The following is a 14609-nucleotide window of genomic DNA, read 5'->3' as shown; positions in this document are numbered from 1 at the left end:
ACTTGGAGTATCCCGGCCGTGGGCTTGAAAACGCGTGTGACAGACCTGCTCGGGATCGAGCACCCCATCGTCATGGGAGGACTGACCTTCTACGGGCGGGCGGGCCTGGCCGCCGCGGCCTCGAACGCGGGTGCGCTGGGCATGTTGACGGCGCTGACGCAGCCCTCGCCCGAGGCGCTGGCCGCCGAGATCAGGCGTTGCCGCGAAATGACCGACCGACCGTTCGGCGTAAATCTGACGATCCTGCCGACCATCGATCCGGTCCCCTACGACGATTACCGCCGGGCGATCATCGAGGGCGGGGTGAGGGTCGTGGAGACCGCCGGGCGCAACCCCGGCCCGCATGTCGAGGATTTCCGGGCCCACGGCGTGAAGGTGATACACAAGTGCGCCTCCGTTCGCCACGCGATGGCGGCGGAGCGGATGGGCGTCGACGTGATCTCGATCGACGGGTTCGAATGCGCGGGCCATCCGGGGGAGGAGGACATCGGCGGCCTGGTGCTGATCCCGGCCGCGGCCGACCGCGTGCGCATCCCGATGATCGCCTCGGGCGGCTTTGCGGACGGGCGCGGGCTCGCGGCCGCGCTGGCGCTGGGGGCCGAGGGGATCAACATGGGCACACGCTTCTGCGCCACGGCCGAGGCGCCCGCCCACCCCGCGATCAAGGATTTCCTGGTGGCCAACGACGAGCGGGCGACGAACCTGATCTTTCGCTCGCTGCGCAACACCGCGCGGGTGGCCAGGAACGCGGTCTCGGACGAGGCGGCGGCGCGGCTTTCCGCGCCGGGGGCGGGATTCGAGGCGGTGGCCGATCTCGTCTCGGGCAAGCGGGGGCGCGAGGCGCTGGTCTCGGGCGACGTCGACGGCGGCATCATCTGGGCCGGTCAGGCGCAGGGGCTGATCCACGACGTGCCGACGTGCGCCGAGCTGGTCTCGCGCATCGTGGCCGAGGCCGAGGAGATCATCGACGGGCGCTTTGGGAGGATGCGGGCATGAGCGGCATGACGCCGATCGAGGCGGTGAAGGCGCGGATGGAGGCGACCTTCGCCCGCTGGACCCGCGACACGACGCTGGCCGAGATGCGCGCGGACTTCGACGCGAGCTTGGGCGGGGCCGAGGCGCCGCCCTGTCGGGACGTCGAGGTCGCCGGAATGCCCGGCGCCTGGTTCGGGCCCGAGGCGGGGCAGGGCGCGCCCGCGATCCTCTATGTTCATGGCGGGGGCTATCAGGTCGGCTCGATCCGCTCGCACCGCGGGCTGATGCACCGGCTGGCCACGGCGGCCGACCTGCCGCTGCTGGCCTTCGACTACCGCCTGGCGCCCGAGCATCGCTTTCCCGCCGCGCTGGACGACTGCGCCGCCGCCTGGCGCTGGCTGCTGGCGCAGGGCGCGGCGCCGGGGCGGGTCGCCATCGCCGGGGACAGCGCGGGCGCGGCGCTAGCGCTGGCCACGATGCTGCGCGCGAAACGGGAGGGGGCGCCGCTGCCGGGGGCCGCGGCCCTGCTCTCACCCTGGCTGGACCTGGAGGCGAAGGGCGAGTCGCTGACCTCGCGCGCGGGCCTCGACCCGATGACGCCGCGCGAGAAACTGCTGGTGATGGCGCGGCTGTATCTGGGACGGGAGGGGGATCCGCGCGACCCGCTCGCCTCGCCGATCCACGGGGACTTCGCGGGCCTGCCGCCGACGGTGGTGCATGTGGGCGATCACGAGGCGATCCTGAGCGACTCCGAAACCTTCGCCGAGCGCGCCCGCGCGGCCGGGGTCGAGGTGACGCTCGAGGTCTGGCCCGAGATGATCCACCACTTCCAGATCTTCCCAGACCTGCCGGAGGCCGAGCGCTCGCTGGCCCGCATCGGGGAGTTCCTGCGCGCGCGGATCTCCTGACCCACGGCGCCCGGTTCGCAGGGCGCCGCCTTGCGCCCTGAAATCGAATCGTAGTTAGAATATTGACGCCGGAACGCGGGCGCCGGATCCGCGGGGCGACGGGAGGAGACGGCAATGGTGATGACCGAGGGCGCGTCCTGGGAGGATGTCGCGGCGCGCTTCGCCTGGAACGTGCCGGACCGCTACAACGCCGCGCGCGACACCTGCGACCGGCACCTCGGCCGCGCGAACCCGGCGCTGGTGGTGGAGACGTCGAAGGGCGTCGTCCGGCACAGCTATGACGAGCTGTCGGATCTTGCCTCGCGCTTCGGGCATCTGGCGCAGGAACAGGGGCTGGGGCGCGGCGACTATGTCGGCGTGCTGGCGCAGCCGGGCCTCGCCACGCCCGCCGTCACCATCGGCGCCTGGAAGGCCGGCGCCGCGGTCTGCCCGATGTCCACGCATTTCGCGCCCGAGGCGCTGGCCTTCCGCCTCCGGGCCGCGAGCATCGGCCTGCTGGTCGTCGACCGCGAGAACGAGGCCCGCGCGCGGCAGGCGGTGCAGATCGCGGGCCGACCGGTGCGCATCCTGGTCTCCGACGCGGGCGCGGGGGAAGCCGACGCGCTCTCGGCCGCGCTCGCCGGGCGCCCCTCCCGGTTCGAGACGGCCGACACCCGCGCCGACGATCCGCTGTCGCTGAACTTCACCTCCGGCACCACGGGTCAGCCCAAGGGCGTGGTGGCGCCCCAGTCGCATATGCTGGGCCAGGTGGCGGCGATGGAGTGGCTCTACGACTACCCCAGGGCCGGCGAGGTGATCTGGTCGCCGGCGGAGTGGGCCTGGCTCGCTGGCCACATGTGCACGCTGATGACGGGTCTGTTCCTGGGGATGACGGTCGTGGCCCAGCCGCGGGCCGGCGCCTTCGATGCGGCCGAGACCTTCCGCACCCTCGCCGAGCACGGGGTGAACCGCGTGTTCCTGGTGCCGACCATGCTCAAGATGATGCGCCAGGTCCCGCTTGCGCAGCAGCGGCGCGGGGACCTCCAGGTGCGCGCCGTGATCACCGGCGGCGAGCCCTGCGGCGCCGAGCTCTACCGATGGGTCGAGGAGGTCTTCGGCGCCCCGCTCAACGAGACCTTCGGCCAGACCGAGTGCTCGACCCTGCTGGTCAACAACCAGCGCCGGATGCGCGCGCCCCACGGCTGCCTCGGCCGCGCGGTTCCGGGGCACGAGGCGGCGATCGTGGACGACGCGGGCGCCCGCCTCGCGGCCGGCGAGATCGGCCAGATCGCGGTGCGCCGGCCGCATCCGATCATTTTCCGGGAGTATCTGGGAAACCCTCAGGCCACGGCCGACAAGATGGTCGGCGCGTGGATGCTGACCGGCGACCTGGGCCGGCAGGACGAGGACGGGTTCTTCTGGTACGTGGGGCGGGCCGACGACGTGATCACCTCATCGGGCTACCGGATCGGCCCTTCGGAGGTGGAGGACGCGCTGCTGGCCCATCCCTCGGTGGCGCTCGCGGCGGTGATCGGCCTGCCGGACCCCGACCGCACCGAGATCGTGGCGGCCTTCATCCGGCTCGCGGAGGGCGCCGCGCCCTCGGACGCGCTGAAGGAGGAGCTGCGCCTGTTCGTGCGCGGCCGCCTGGCCCGGCACGAGGCGCCCCGGCGGATCGAGTTCGTGGACGACCTGCCCACCACCCCCACCGGCAAGCTGATGCGAAAGGCGCTTCGCGAGCAGGTGCTGGCGGCGGAGCGGGCCTGAGCCCCCTCAGCCCTCGGCCGCGGGGCGGGCGCGCAGCCCGTCCACGGCCATGCGTGCGAAGTCCCGGGCGACCAGCTCGGCCGGGCCGTTCTCGGGTTTGAACCAGACGATGGACCAGCTCATCGCGCCCAGCAGCAGCATCCGGATCGCCGACATGTCCACGTCGGAGCGAAGGACGCCCGAGGCCTGCCCCTCGCGCAGCAGGCCCCGCCACAGGGCCATGAACTGGCGTCCGTTGGCCGAGTGCTGAAGCTGCAGCCGCGGCGGCGCCTGGCCGAGCAGGCGGCTGATCGCGCGGGTGTAGTCGTTCTGGTCGATCAGCGTCAGCAGGTGGCATTCCAGCAGCAGGCGCAGGCGCTCGATCTCGGGCGTGCCCTCGGGGATCGTCTCCATCCGCTCGCGCACGGCGCGGTGGACCTGCTCGACGCCCACGCGCATGACCTCGGCCACCAGCTCCTCGCGCGAGGCGAAGTGGTAGTAGAGGCTGCCGGTCTGCATTCGCGCGGTGCGCGCGATGTCCGACAGGCGCGCCTCCGAATAGCCCTTGCGGGCGAACACGAAGGCGGCGGCGTCGAGGATGCGGGCGCGGGTCTGCTCGGACTTGCTGGCGCTGGCCTCGGCGCGCTCCGCCCGTCGCGGAGGACGGGCGGCGCCCTTGCGAGCCGGCTTGCCCGGAGAGTTCTGCTGCGCCGCGTCGTCCATGGCCCGTGTCTACACCGCGTAGCCGCCGTCGGCCATCAGCAACTGGCCGGTGACGTAGGAGGCGGCGGGCGACATCAGGAAGGCGGCGACCGCGGCGATCTCGGCCGAGTCGCCCAGGCGCCTGAGGGCGATGTTGGCCCGCGACTTCTCAACGAAGCTTTCGGTGAAATGGCCCGCGGCCTGCAGCGCGTCGAACATGCCGTCGCCCAGCATGCCCACGCCGATGGCGTTGGCGCGGATCCCGAAGCGTCCCTCCTCGACCGCGACGCCGCGCACCAGGGCGGCGATGGCGGCCTTGGGCGCGACCGAGAGCATGTCGGTCGCCGGGTATCGGCCCAGCGCGGCGGTGGCCATCGACACCAGCGGCCCGCGGCTGCGGCGCAGGTGGGGCAGGGCGGCGTGGATGGCGTTGTAGGCGCAGAAGACGTCGTCCTCCATCGTCCGGCGGAACTGCTCGGGCGGAATGGCGCTGACGTGGGCCATGCGGATGAAGGGGCCGTGGGCGGTGACCAGGCCCGAGAGCCCGCCCTGCGCCTCGGCCAGCGCGTCGATGCTGCGCGCGGTCGCCTCGGCGTCGGCGAGGTCGAGCGGCAGGGCGACCGCCCGGGCGCCGGCGGCGGAGAGTTCGGCGGCCAGCGTCTCGGCCCGCTCCCGCCCCGAGCGCCAGCCGATCGCCACGCCCCAGCCGTCCTGGGCCAGCCGCCGCGCGGTGGCGGCCCCGATGCCCCCGCTGCCGCCCGTGATGAGCGCCACGCCCGTGCCGTCCATATGCGTCTCCCGTTCTCGTGCCGCTCGGGCATCCTGATTCGAATCAAATTTAGATTAGCGGAGTTTGCCGCGAGGGGGAAATTCATTTAAAATATTGATGCAAAAAGAAAAAATGAGAAATCACCGATCTTGATCGCATGCAATTTAATGCAGTATATATGAAAATAGAAAAGGCCGCGCCCGGCCGACAGAAGCCGGCGCCGTCGAAGGGAGGTCGCACATGAAGACGATGATTGCAGGCGCGGCGCTGTCCGCGTTGCTCGCCACCGCCGCGCCGCTGCAGGCCGAGACGGTTCTGCGCTATTCCAACTGGCTGCCAGGCGGCCACCTGATCCTCGAGCACGCGATCGAGCCGTTCATCGCCGAGGTCGAGGCGAAGACCGAGGGCCGCGTGCGGATCGAGACGCCGCCCAAGGTGATCGGCACGGTCGCGGGCCAGTACGACGCCGCGGTGGACGGGCTGGCGGACCTTGCCTTCATCATCATGGGCTACACCCCCGGCCGCTTCCCGCTGAGCGAGGTGGTCGAGCTGCCCTTCATCGGCGACGACCCCGAGGCGGTCTCGGTCGCCTACTGGCGGGTCTATCAGGAGCGGCTCGCGCAATACGGCGAGTTCAAGGGCGTGAAGCTGCTGGGCCTCTCGGTCGCCTCGCCCGCGCAGATCGTCACCCGCTCGGCCCCGGCGACCTCGATGGCCGATCTGCAGGGGCTGAAGATGCGCAACCCCATCGCCAGCTTCATCCCCGCCGCCGAGGCGATGGGCACGGTCCCGATCAACAAGCCGATCTCGGAGCTCTATGAACTGGCCTCGAGCGGGGTGGTCGACGGGGCCTTCGCGCCGCTCGACTCCCAGAAGAGCTTCAACCTGATGGAAGTGCTGCCCTACATCACCCTGGTCGAGGGAGGGCTGTTCAGCCCGGGCCTGGCCTTCGTGATGAACATCGACAGCTGGAACGCGCTGGAGCCGCAGGACCAGCAGATCCTCATGGAGGCGGCCGGCGAGACCTGGGCCCGTGCGGTGGGCCGGAACTACGCCCTCAACGACCAGGTCGCGCGAGAGGAGATGGAGGCCCGCGAGGGCGCCGTGGTCCAGGCCGCCAGCCCCGAACTGATGGCCGACCTGCACGAGCGCCTGGCCTTCGTGCGCGAGGCCTGGATCGAGAAGGCGACCGCCGCCGGCGTCGAGGATGCCGCCGACATCGCCGACGCGCTCTCCCGGGCGGTCGAGGCCGCCGAGTAGGGGCGCGGGGCGGGTGCGTCCCGCCCCACGCTCGAAAATCGAAACTGAGTTTGAAAGGAAGGGCGCCATGGGGCTCAGGATCGCGGTGATCGGCGCCGGCGCCTCGGGCATCGCCGCGGCGGCGCGGATGCGCGCGGCGGGGCATGACGTGCAGGTCTTCGAGAAGGCCGCGCGGCTGGGCGGAACCTGGCGCGAGAACCGCTATCCCGGGGTCGCCTGCGACATCCCCTCCCACCTCTACCGCTTTTCCTTCGCGCCGAACCCCGACTGGTCGATGGAATACGCCGGCGGGGCGGAGATCCTGGCCTATCTCGACCGCGCGGCGCGCGACCTGGGCGTCGCCGGCCTGATCCGCTGCGGCGAGGAGGTGCGCCGCGCCGCGCTGGAGGGCCGGCGCTGGCGGCTGACCACGACCTCGGGCGACGCCGGCGCCTTCGACCTGGTGATCGCGGCCATGGGGGTGCTGCACAAGCCGGTGCTGCCCGCCATTCCGGGCCGCGAGGCTTTCGCCGGCCGCAGCTTCCACAGCGCCCGCTGGCCGGAGGACCTCTCGCTCGACGGGCTGCGGGTCGGGGTGATCGGGACCGGCTCCTCGGCCACGCAGATCGTCTCGGCGGTGGCGGACCGGGTGGCGCGGATCGCGCTCTTTCAGCGCACGCCGCAATGGATCTTCTCGGTCCCAAACCGCCCCATCGCCGCAGCGAAACGCGAGGCCTTCGCCGCCGAGCCCGAGCGGATGCGCGGCCTCTACGACATGCTGGGCGAGGCGATGAACGGCCGCTTCGCCGCCGCGCTGGTCGGCCGCAACCCCGAGGCGCTGGCCGAGATCGAGGCGAACTGCCGGGCAAACCTCGCCCGCGTGCGCGACCCCGACCTGCGCGCCCGACTGACCCCGGACTACGAGGTCGGCTGCAAGCGGCTGGTGATCTCCGACCGCTTCTACGAGGCGATCCAGAGCCCCGCAGCCCAGCTGGTCACGGACCCGATCGAGAGGATCGAGGCGGAGGGGGTGCGCACGGGCGACGGGGCGCTGCATGCGCTCGACGTGCTGGTCTTCGCCACCGGCTTCGACACGTTCAACTTCCACCGGCCGATGAAGGTCATCGGGCGCGCGGGGCGGGATCTGGACGACGACTGGGCGGGATCCAGCCGGGCCCTGCGCTCGGTCGCCGTGCCGGGATACCCCAACTTCTTCTTCGTGGGCGGGCCCAACAGCCCGATCGGCAACTTCTCGTTCCTGATGACGGCCGAGGCGCAGGTGGGCTTCATCGCGGGCCTGGCAGACCTGGTCGAGGCCGGCGAGGCGCCCCGCCTGGTCGAGCCGCGCGAGGACGCCACGCAGGACTGGAACGCCCGGCTAGAGGCCGCGATGCCCGGCACCGTCTGGGCCGCCGGCGGCTGCTCGAGCTGGTATTTCGACCGCAGCGGCAAGGTCGCCTCCTGGCCCTGGACCTACGAGGATTTCACCGCCTCGCTTGCCCGACCCGACCCCGCCGAGTTCCACCTCGCCTGATGCCGGAGACCCCGCAAATGCCTCTCGACCCCCTCCCCCCGCTGCCGGCGCCGCTCGACCTCTCGGGGCGCCCGGTGCTGGTCACGGGCGCGGCCAGCGGCATCGGCCGCGCCACGGCCGAATGCCTGGCGCAACTGGGGGCGGAGCTGACCCTGGCCGACATCGCCGACCTCGCCCCCCTTCGCGAGGCGCTCGAGGCGAAGGGGGCGCGCGTGCGCGCCGAGCAGGGCGACCTGCGCGAGCCCGCCTTCTGCGCCCGCCTGGTCGCGGCCGCGCCCTGGTTCGCCTTCGCCAATGTCGCCGGCGTCTTCCAGGGCCTTCCCGGCCAGACGCCGGAGGAGGCCTTCGACTTTGTCATGCACGTCAACGTCCGCGCGCCGGTGCAGCTCGCCGCGGGCATCGTCGAGGGCATGGCCGAGCGGGGCGAGGGCTATGTCGTGCTGGTCGGATCGGCGGCCGGGCGCAACGGCGGCGCCTCGCAGGAGGCGTCGCTGGACTATGCGGCCTACGCCGCCTCCAAGGGCGGGGTGCACACGCTGGTGCGCTGGCTGTCGCGCCGGGCGGTGGGGCGGGGCGTGCTGGTCAACGGCGTCGCGCCCGGCGTGGTGCGCACGCCGCTGTTCGAGCGCGTCGCCCGGACGATCCGCTTCGATCCCGCCTCGCTGCCCGCCGGCCGCGCCGCCGAGCCGGCGGAGCTGGGCTGGCCCATCGCGCTGATGTGCACGCGCGCGGCCTCCTACACCTCGGGCGCGGTGCTGGACGTGAACGGGGGAAGCTTCGTGGGCTGAGCGCCGCGCTCAGGCGAGCGGCATGCCGCCGGAGACGCCCAGCGTCTCGCCGGTGACGAACCCCGCCTCGCGCGAGGCGAGGAAGGCGACGGCGGCGGCGACCTCCTCAGGCGCGCCGAGGCGACGAAGCAGGGTCGCGTTCTCCATGGCCGCCAGCAGCTTGTCGCCCCCCGCCGCCACCGCCTTGCGCAGAAGGGGCGTGTCGACGGGCCCCGGCAGGACCGTGTTGACGGTGATCGCGTAGCGGGCGTTCTCCATCGCCAGGGACTTCGCAAAGGCGACCAGCCCGCCCTTGGCGGCGGCGTAGACCGAGCCGCCGCGCGAGCCGAGCCGCCCCGCCTCGGAGCCGATCATCACCACCCGCCCGAAGCCCTGCGCCTGCATGGCCGGCAGAGCCGCATGGGTCACGCAGAACACCGCTTCGAGGTTGATCGCCAGCAGACGGCGCCAGTCGGCCTCGGTCGTCTGGGTGAAGAAGGCGTGCTGGTCGACGCCGGCGTTGTTGACCGCGATGTCGAAGGGGCCGAGGCGGGCGATGGCCTCGCGCACGCCGGCGAAGTCGGTGAGGTCGACGGCGGCGAACGCGGCGCCGGTCTCGGCCGCCAGCGCCTCGGCCGCGGCGGCGTCGCGATCGAGGATCGCGACCTGCGCGCCCTCCTGCGCCAGGCGGCGGACGACGGCGGCGCCGATGCCCGCCGCGCCCCCGGTGACGAGGGCGCGCAGGTCTTGCAGGCGGTCGGTTCCCGGCACCTTCAGCGGCCCTCGAACACCGGCTTGCGCTTCTCGATCACCGCCTTGAGCCCCTCGAGCGAGTCCGCCGTGCCCGAGAGCTGCGAGGTCTCGCGCGCCTCGTCGGGCAGGGAGGCGTCGAAGCCCCGCGCGAGCCCGTTCCACATCAGCCGCTTGGTCGCCGACTGCGCCCGGGGCGCCCCGTCGGCCAGCTGGCGGGCGAGCTTGCGGACCTCGGCGTCCAGCGCCTCGTCGGCGACCACGCGGGTGACGAGGCCGATGCGCTCGGCCTCGTCGGCCTCGACCATGCGGTTGGTCAGGACGATGTCCATCGCCCGGCGGAAGCCCACCAGGCGCGAGAGCGTCGCCGTGGCGCCGCCGTCGGGCGCCATGCCCACGCGCGTGGCGCCGGCCATGAAGCGGGTCGAGGCGCCGCAGACCGCGATGTCGGCCGCGCAGGTCAGGCCCATCCCGGCCCCGCCGGTGGCATACCCCTGAATCTTGGCGACCACCGGAACCTCGAGGTTCACCAGCCCCGAGACGCAGGTCTGCAGGTAGGCGGTGGCCATGCGCAGGAAGTTCGGCAGGTCCTCGCCCTTGGAGAAGAACTCCTTGATGTCGCCGCCGGCGCAGAAGATCCGCCCGCGGCCCGAGAGGATCACCGCCCGCACCCGGCGGTCGCCATGCACGGTCATGATCGCCTCGTGAAGGCGTCGCCCGAGCTCGAGGCTGAAGCCGTTGGCGGCCTCGGGGCGGTTGAGCTCGATCTCGGCGACGCCCTCGGCGTAGCGGACCAGCACCGGCCCCTCGGCGATGATCTCCTCGGGCTTGTCGGGGGTCTGGTCGTCCATGTCGCGGTCCTCCCTGGGCGAGGACGCGTCCCTCCTCAGACGAGGAAGGACAGCGTCCAGATCGCCTTGTTGTTGTTGACCAGGACGACCTTCTTGAAGGCCATCCGCAGCGCGCCGTCGATCCGGCGCAGGGTGTATTCGTTGCGCGCCCCCCAGACGGTGTCGCCGCGCAGGTTGGTCTCGAACACCATCACGTTGGCGGCGACGCGGATGTCGTCGCTCTCGCTCTCCAGCAGCTCGACGTTGGAGATCACTCGGGCGAGCTGGCTGGGCGGGGTCTGGGAGTGGCGCCGCCCGGTCTTGAGCTGGCGGATGCGCAGCCCGATGCGCGAGCGGTTGTCGTAGATCATCGACATCTGCCGCTCGGGGTCGATGTCGGCGCCGTTGGCCGGCACCCAGTAGACCGCGTCGTCGGTCCACAGCGCCTCCCACCCGTCGTAGTCGTGGGTGTCCTGAAGGCGCGCCTCCCGGTAGAGGAACTGGCTGACCTCGAAATGCAGGGCCGGGTCGGCGCGGATCGCGGTCTTGTCGGCGCCGGTCCACTCCTTGAGGATCTCGGGGCCGGCGATGTCCTGGGCGGGGATCGACATGGCTCAGGCCTCCTTCAGCGGGCGCGACATCACCGATTTGTAGTGCGCCCAGATGTGGCGGCTGGGCAGGTCGTCGGTGGAATGGGCGACGGTGAAGCCGTCCTCGTCCTGGCGCTCGCGATGCTCGCCGCGCTTGAGGAACAGCCACTCGGGGTCGCGGATCTCGAGGCCCCGCTGGTTGCGCTCATACATCTCCGTGTCGTCGGCGAGCAGGAAGCCGGCGGGCCCGACCGAGCCCATGGTCTGCTGGCGCAGCCGGCGGTTCATGTCGGGCGCGCCCTTGAACTGGATCGCCGTCACGTTCTGGATCGACTCGTTGGCGGAGACGGGCTGGATCACGAAGATCTGGATTTCTGCGATGAAGAGATTCGGAAAAATCATGACGTGCGGCATCCCGTCGATCATGATTTCACGGGCCTTTTCCTCGCCATAGGCTGCGTTCATCTGCTCGACGTAGGCGGGCAGCTTGGCGGCCTTGGTTCCGAACCAGCTCAGCGGTTCGTCCCGGCGGCGGAACTCGGGGCGGACGTCGACCTCGGTGTGGCCCTGGCCCAGGGCGCGGGTCACGCAGACCGCGTCGTCGCCGTAGATCGAGCCGATCTGACTGTCGGAGACCGAGAAGATCGAGGAATGCACGAAGGCCGGGTGATAGCCGTCGCACTCGTTCTCGAGGATGAACTTCCAGTTGGCCCGGGTGCGGTGCTTGAGAAACCCGGCGGTGACCTCGATCTCGCCGGTGGGGGAGTTGTCGCAGGCCTGGTCGATGGTGCGCCGGGCGCCGGCCAGGTGTTCCTCCAGCGGGATCACGTCGGGGTCCATGCAGCCGAAGACGAAGCCGCGGTAGCTCTCAACCCGCGGCACCTGGCCGAGGCCCAGCTCGTTCTTCGGCGCGTCTCGGTAGCCCTCGGGGAAGGCGTAGCCGATCAGCCGGCCGTCGTTGGCAAACGTCCAGGAGTGGTAGGGGCAGGTGAAGCGGGCGCGGTTGCCCTTCTCCTGCACGCACACGGCGTTGCCGCGATGGGGGCAGCGGTTCAGCAGCAGCCGCACCTCGCCCTTCATGTCGCGCACCATCAGCACCGGCATCGGCCCGAGGCTCTTGGTCACGAAGTCGTTCTTCTCGCGGATCTCGCTTTCGTGGCCGATGTAGACCCAGGTGCGGAACCAGATCTTCTCGACCTCTTCGCGGAAGATCGCCTCGTCGTAATAGAGCGAGCCGTGCACGCGGCCGGGCTCGATCAGGCCGTCCCAGCGGCCGGGAAGTGCGGATCCGTCCATGCGAAGCCTCCACAGGATTGGGTTGCGCGGACGCTGCTCGGGGCGAGGCGTCGGAGCGATGTAATAAACCGGACAGACGTTCTATTATTTTGCAACGCGCGGCGGGTCAAGCCTTTCGGCCACGCTCGCGCGATGCGACGAGGCTTGACCGGGACGGGCGCAGCGGCGTAACGAGTAATTAACCGGACGTTCGTCTTGATTTTCGACAGCCCCGACGCGCCACCCCTTCTCGGGGCGTCCCGCGCGGGGTGACAGGGAGGCCCTCGCCGTGAACGCATTCGCCCAGACTTCGGCCGAGAAGGGCTTTCGCCTGCCGGACCCGGACTTCGTGCCCGAGGAGCTCAAGATGCTCCGCGACCAGGTCCGCCGCTTCGTCGAGACCGAGATCCAGCCCCATGCCGAAGCCTGGGAGGAGGCCGGGGAGATCCCGCGCGAGGTGTTCGCCAAGCTCGGCGCGCTGGGCCTTCTGGGGATGCAGCACGCCGAGGAATACGGCGGCACGGCGATGGGCGCGCTCGCCTCGGTGGTGTTCGGCGAGGAGCTCAGCCGCTCCACCTTCGGGGGGGTCACCGCCTCGGTGACGGTGCACACCGACATGTCGGCCAGCCACATCAGCCGCGTTGGCACGCCCGAGCAGAAGGCGCAGTGGCTGCCCCGGATCTGCGCGGGCGAAGTGGTGTGCGCCATCGCAGTGACCGAGGCGGGGGGCGGCTCGGACGTTGCGGCCCTGCGCACGAAGGCGCGTCGCGACGGGCCGGGCGAGGATGCGGACTGGATCATCGACGGCTCGAAGATGTTCATCACCAACGGCGTCTACGGCGACCTGCTGATCGTGGGCGCGCGCACCGGGGGCGAGGGCGCGCGCGGCCTGTCGCTGTTCCTGGTGCCGCGCGACACGCCGGGCGTGAGCGTGGCCCAGAAGCTCAGCAAGCACGGCTGGCTCAGCTCGGACACCGCCGAGCTTTACTTCGATTCCGTCCGCGTCCCCGCCTCGGCCCTGCTGGGGGGCGAGAACCGCGGCTTCTACGCGATCATGCAGGGGTTCGAGCATGAGCGCCTGATGATCGGCGCCTTCTCGGCCGGCGAGGGCGCCAAGGCCATCGAGCTGACGCTGGACTACGTGCGCCAGCGCCGGGCCTTCGGCAAGACGATCTGGGACCAGCAGGCGACCCGCCAGCGCCTGGCGACGCTGGCGAGCCAGGTGGCGATGGTGCGCGCGCTGGTCTACCAGACGGCGCAGGCCCTGGACGGCGGCCGGCCGGTCAGCCTGGAGACGGCGATGATCAAGTCCACCGCGCCCGAGATCCTGCACGACGTCGTGCACGGCTGCCTGCAGCTCCACGGCGGGACCGGCTACATGCGCGGCACGCCGATCGAGCGCATGGCCCGCGACGCCCGCATCCTGCGCATCGGCGGCGGCGCGACCGAGGTCATGCTGGAAGAGGTCGCCAAGCGGATCTGAGCGGCGCGCCGCCCACCGGCTCCGGCGCCGGCGGGCGGCCCCTGCTCATTTCTTTCGCGTGGCCAGCCGGTCCTGCGTTCGGCCCGAGGCGCCGAACTCGCTCGCCTTCAGCCCGTCGAGGGCGGTGATGCGGTCCCAGGCGGCGGCGAAATCCTCGACCGGCACGGGGCCGTGGGAGTCGAACTGCACGCCCAGGCTCTCGAAATAATGCAGCCGCCCGAAGCCGCCGGCCGCCGCGGTGACGATCACGCCGGTGTCCGAGCACGCCTCGGAGGCCAGGTAGGCGACGGCCGGCGAGACATGGCCCGGGTCGAGCATGGCGAGATAGTCCTCGGGGATGCCCAGGTTCTCGGTCATCCGGCTGCGGGCGCCCGGCGAGACGGCGTTGACCAGCACGTTCTTCTTGGCGCCCTCGATCGCCAGCGTGCGCATCAGGCCCAGCAGCCCCTCCTTGGCAGAGCCGTAGTTGGCCTGCCCGAAGTTGCCCGAGGTTCCCGCGATCGAGGTGGTGAAGATCACCCGCCCGTAGCCCTGGTCGAGCATATGTCCCCAGGCCGCCTTGGTGCAGAACACCCCGCCCCAGTAGTGGACGTCGAAGACGGTGCGGAAATCGTCGAGATTGGCCTTCGCAAAGGACTTGTCGCGCAGGATTCCGGCGTTGTTGACCAGCACGTCGATGCGCCCGAAGGCGCGCAGCGCGGCGGCCACGATGGCCTCGCCCCCCTCTTTCGAGGCCACGCTCTCATAGTTGGCGACCGCCTCGCCGCCGGCGTCGCGGATCTCGTCCACCACGCGGTCGGCGGCGGCCATGTTGGCGCCCGTGCCGTCCATCGCCGCGCCGAGGTCGTTGACCACGACCTTCGCGCCCTGTTTCGCCAGCAGCAGCGCATGGGCGCGCCCAAGCCCTGCGCCTGCGCCGGTCACCACGGCGACCCGTCCATCCAGCCTCAATGTCATGTCTTGTTCTCCTCCCGAGCCGGGTCTTCGCCCGGTCCTGCGCGCGAGCAAAGCAGCCCGGCGCCGCGCCGTCCAGTTGCAACGGGAAGGGGCGCGCTCGCCCGG

General features: G+C 71.3%; 14 protein-coding genes. 7 read left to right on the top strand and 7 right to left on the bottom strand.

Features of this window, described 5'->3' with window-relative positions; all coding sequences use genetic code 11:
• The first annotated feature begins 36 nt into the window (after nt 1-36).
• The 3 genes from AAC134_RS14275 to AAC134_RS14265 all read left to right on the top strand — a co-directional run bounded on the left by AAC134_RS14275 (nt 37) and on the right by AAC134_RS14265 (nt 3629).
• Nucleotides 37-996: a nitronate monooxygenase family protein gene (locus tag AAC134_RS14275; protein ID WP_339949776.1), complete on the top strand. Its 960-nt coding sequence runs from the start codon at nt 37-39 to the stop codon at nt 994-996.
• Nucleotides 993-1883, top strand: coding sequence for an alpha/beta hydrolase (locus AAC134_RS14270; protein WP_339949775.1), 891 nt, complete (start codon nt 993-995; stop codon nt 1881-1883). The genes AAC134_RS14275 and AAC134_RS14270 overlap by 4 nt, the downstream gene beginning before the upstream one ends.
• 114 nt (nt 1884-1997) lie before the next feature.
• The gene (locus tag AAC134_RS14265) at nt 1998-3629 is read left to right on the top strand and encodes an AMP-binding protein (RefSeq protein ID WP_339949774.1); all 1632 of its coding nucleotides are present in this window, start codon (nt 1998-2000) and stop codon (nt 3627-3629) included.
• Between the two features lie 6 nt (nt 3630-3635).
• On the opposite strand, the gene AAC134_RS14260 is transcribed toward AAC134_RS14265, so the two are convergent.
• Nucleotides 3636-4331 (bottom strand): TetR/AcrR family transcriptional regulator, encoded by a 696-nt coding sequence (locus AAC134_RS14260; RefSeq protein ID WP_339949773.1) that lies wholly within the window; start codon nt 4329-4331, stop codon nt 3636-3638.
• A gap of 9 nt (nt 4332-4340) precedes the next feature.
• Nucleotides 4341-5099 (bottom strand): SDR family oxidoreductase, encoded by a 759-nt coding sequence (locus AAC134_RS14255; RefSeq protein WP_339949772.1) that lies wholly within the window; start codon nt 5097-5099, stop codon nt 4341-4343.
• A gap of 220 nt (nt 5100-5319) precedes the next feature.
• On the opposite strand from AAC134_RS14255, the gene AAC134_RS14250 reads away from it, so the two are divergent.
• The 3 genes from AAC134_RS14250 to AAC134_RS14240 all read left to right on the top strand — a co-directional run bounded on the left by AAC134_RS14250 (nt 5320) and on the right by AAC134_RS14240 (nt 8640).
• Nucleotides 5320-6339 carry a TRAP transporter substrate-binding protein gene (locus AAC134_RS14250; protein ID WP_339949771.1) on the top strand — a complete coding sequence of 340 codons (1020 nt, stop codon included), beginning with the start codon at nt 5320-5322 and terminating at the stop codon, nt 6337-6339.
• A gap of 67 nt (nt 6340-6406) precedes the next feature.
• Nucleotides 6407-7852 carry an NAD(P)/FAD-dependent oxidoreductase gene (locus tag AAC134_RS14245; protein WP_339949770.1) on the top strand — a complete coding sequence of 482 codons (1446 nt, stop codon included), beginning with the start codon at nt 6407-6409 and terminating at the stop codon, nt 7850-7852.
• A 17-nt stretch (nt 7853-7869) separates the two neighbouring features.
• Nucleotides 7870-8640 (top strand): SDR family oxidoreductase, encoded by a 771-nt coding sequence (locus AAC134_RS14240; protein ID WP_339949769.1) that lies wholly within the window; start codon nt 7870-7872, stop codon nt 8638-8640.
• 9 nt (nt 8641-8649) lie between these two features.
• Here the strand turns inward: AAC134_RS14240 and AAC134_RS14235 are convergent, their stop codons facing one another.
• Genes AAC134_RS14235 through AAC134_RS14220 form a run of 4 tightly spaced genes read right to left on the bottom strand, consistent with a single transcriptional unit; the run spans nt 8650 to nt 12085 of the window.
• Nucleotides 8650-9390 carry an SDR family NAD(P)-dependent oxidoreductase gene (locus AAC134_RS14235; RefSeq protein ID WP_339949768.1) on the bottom strand — a complete coding sequence of 247 codons (741 nt, stop codon included), beginning with the start codon at nt 9388-9390 and terminating at the stop codon, nt 8650-8652.
• A 2-nt stretch (nt 9391-9392) separates the two neighbouring features.
• Nucleotides 9393-10220 carry an enoyl-CoA hydratase-related protein gene (locus AAC134_RS14230; RefSeq protein ID WP_339949767.1) on the bottom strand — a complete coding sequence of 276 codons (828 nt, stop codon included), beginning with the start codon at nt 10218-10220 and terminating at the stop codon, nt 9393-9395.
• Between the two features lie 35 nt (nt 10221-10255).
• Nucleotides 10256-10810: an aromatic-ring-hydroxylating dioxygenase subunit beta gene (locus tag AAC134_RS14225; protein ID WP_339949766.1), complete on the bottom strand. Its 555-nt coding sequence runs from the start codon at nt 10808-10810 to the stop codon at nt 10256-10258.
• A 3-nt stretch (nt 10811-10813) separates the two neighbouring features.
• Complete coding sequence (locus AAC134_RS14220) at nt 10814-12085, bottom strand: aromatic ring-hydroxylating dioxygenase subunit alpha (protein ID WP_339949765.1); 1272 nt, start codon at nt 12083-12085, stop codon at nt 10814-10816.
• A 268-nt stretch (nt 12086-12353) separates the two neighbouring features.
• On the opposite strand from AAC134_RS14220, the gene AAC134_RS14215 reads away from it, so the two are divergent.
• Complete coding sequence (locus AAC134_RS14215) at nt 12354-13547, top strand: acyl-CoA dehydrogenase family protein (RefSeq protein ID WP_339949764.1); 1194 nt, start codon at nt 12354-12356, stop codon at nt 13545-13547.
• Between the two features lie 45 nt (nt 13548-13592).
• Here AAC134_RS14215 and AAC134_RS14210 read toward each other — a convergent pair whose 3' ends face one another.
• A complete protein-coding gene (locus AAC134_RS14210; protein WP_339949763.1) occupies nt 13593-14504 on the bottom strand; it encodes an SDR family NAD(P)-dependent oxidoreductase in 912 nt (303 codons plus the stop codon).
• Nucleotides 14505-14609: the final 105 nt, after the last annotated feature.

This window comes from uncultured Albimonas sp., assembly GCF_963977235.1.
Lineage (GTDB): Bacteria > Pseudomonadota > Alphaproteobacteria > Rhodobacterales > Rhodobacteraceae > Albimonas.
Note: the sequence above shows the minus strand (reverse complement) of the source record. Positions and strands in the feature narration are given on the sequence as shown.

What these genes read in the sequence shown, in the direction of transcription:
- AAC134_RS14270 (WP_339949775.1), top strand. Translation starts at nt 993, where the DNA reads ATGAGCGGCATGACGCCGATCGAGGCGGTGAAGGCGCGGATGGAGGCG.
- AAC134_RS14265 (WP_339949774.1), top strand. Translation starts at nt 1,998, where the DNA reads ATGGTGATGACCGAGGGCGCGTCCTGGGAGGATGTCGCGGCGCGCTTC.
- AAC134_RS14260 (WP_339949773.1), bottom strand. Translation starts at nt 4,331, where the DNA reads ATGGACGACGCGGCGCAGCAGAACTCTCCGGGCAAGCCGGCTCGCAAG.
- AAC134_RS14255 (WP_339949772.1), bottom strand. Translation starts at nt 5,099, where the DNA reads ATGGACGGCACGGGCGTGGCGCTCATCACGGGCGGCAGCGGGGGCATC.
- AAC134_RS14250 (WP_339949771.1), top strand. Translation starts at nt 5,320, where the DNA reads ATGAAGACGATGATTGCAGGCGCGGCGCTGTCCGCGTTGCTCGCCACC.
- AAC134_RS14245 (WP_339949770.1), top strand. Translation starts at nt 6,407, where the DNA reads ATGGGGCTCAGGATCGCGGTGATCGGCGCCGGCGCCTCGGGCATCGCC.
- AAC134_RS14240 (WP_339949769.1), top strand. Translation starts at nt 7,870, where the DNA reads ATGCCTCTCGACCCCCTCCCCCCGCTGCCGGCGCCGCTCGACCTCTCG.
- AAC134_RS14230 (WP_339949767.1), bottom strand. Translation starts at nt 10,220, where the DNA reads ATGGACGACCAGACCCCCGACAAGCCCGAGGAGATCATCGCCGAGGGG.
- AAC134_RS14225 (WP_339949766.1), bottom strand. Translation starts at nt 10,810, where the DNA reads ATGTCGATCCCCGCCCAGGACATCGCCGGCCCCGAGATCCTCAAGGAG.
- AAC134_RS14220 (WP_339949765.1), bottom strand. Translation starts at nt 12,085, where the DNA reads ATGGACGGATCCGCACTTCCCGGCCGCTGGGACGGCCTGATCGAGCCC.
- AAC134_RS14210 (WP_339949763.1), bottom strand. Translation starts at nt 14,504, where the DNA reads ATGACATTGAGGCTGGATGGACGGGTCGCCGTGGTGACCGGCGCAGGC.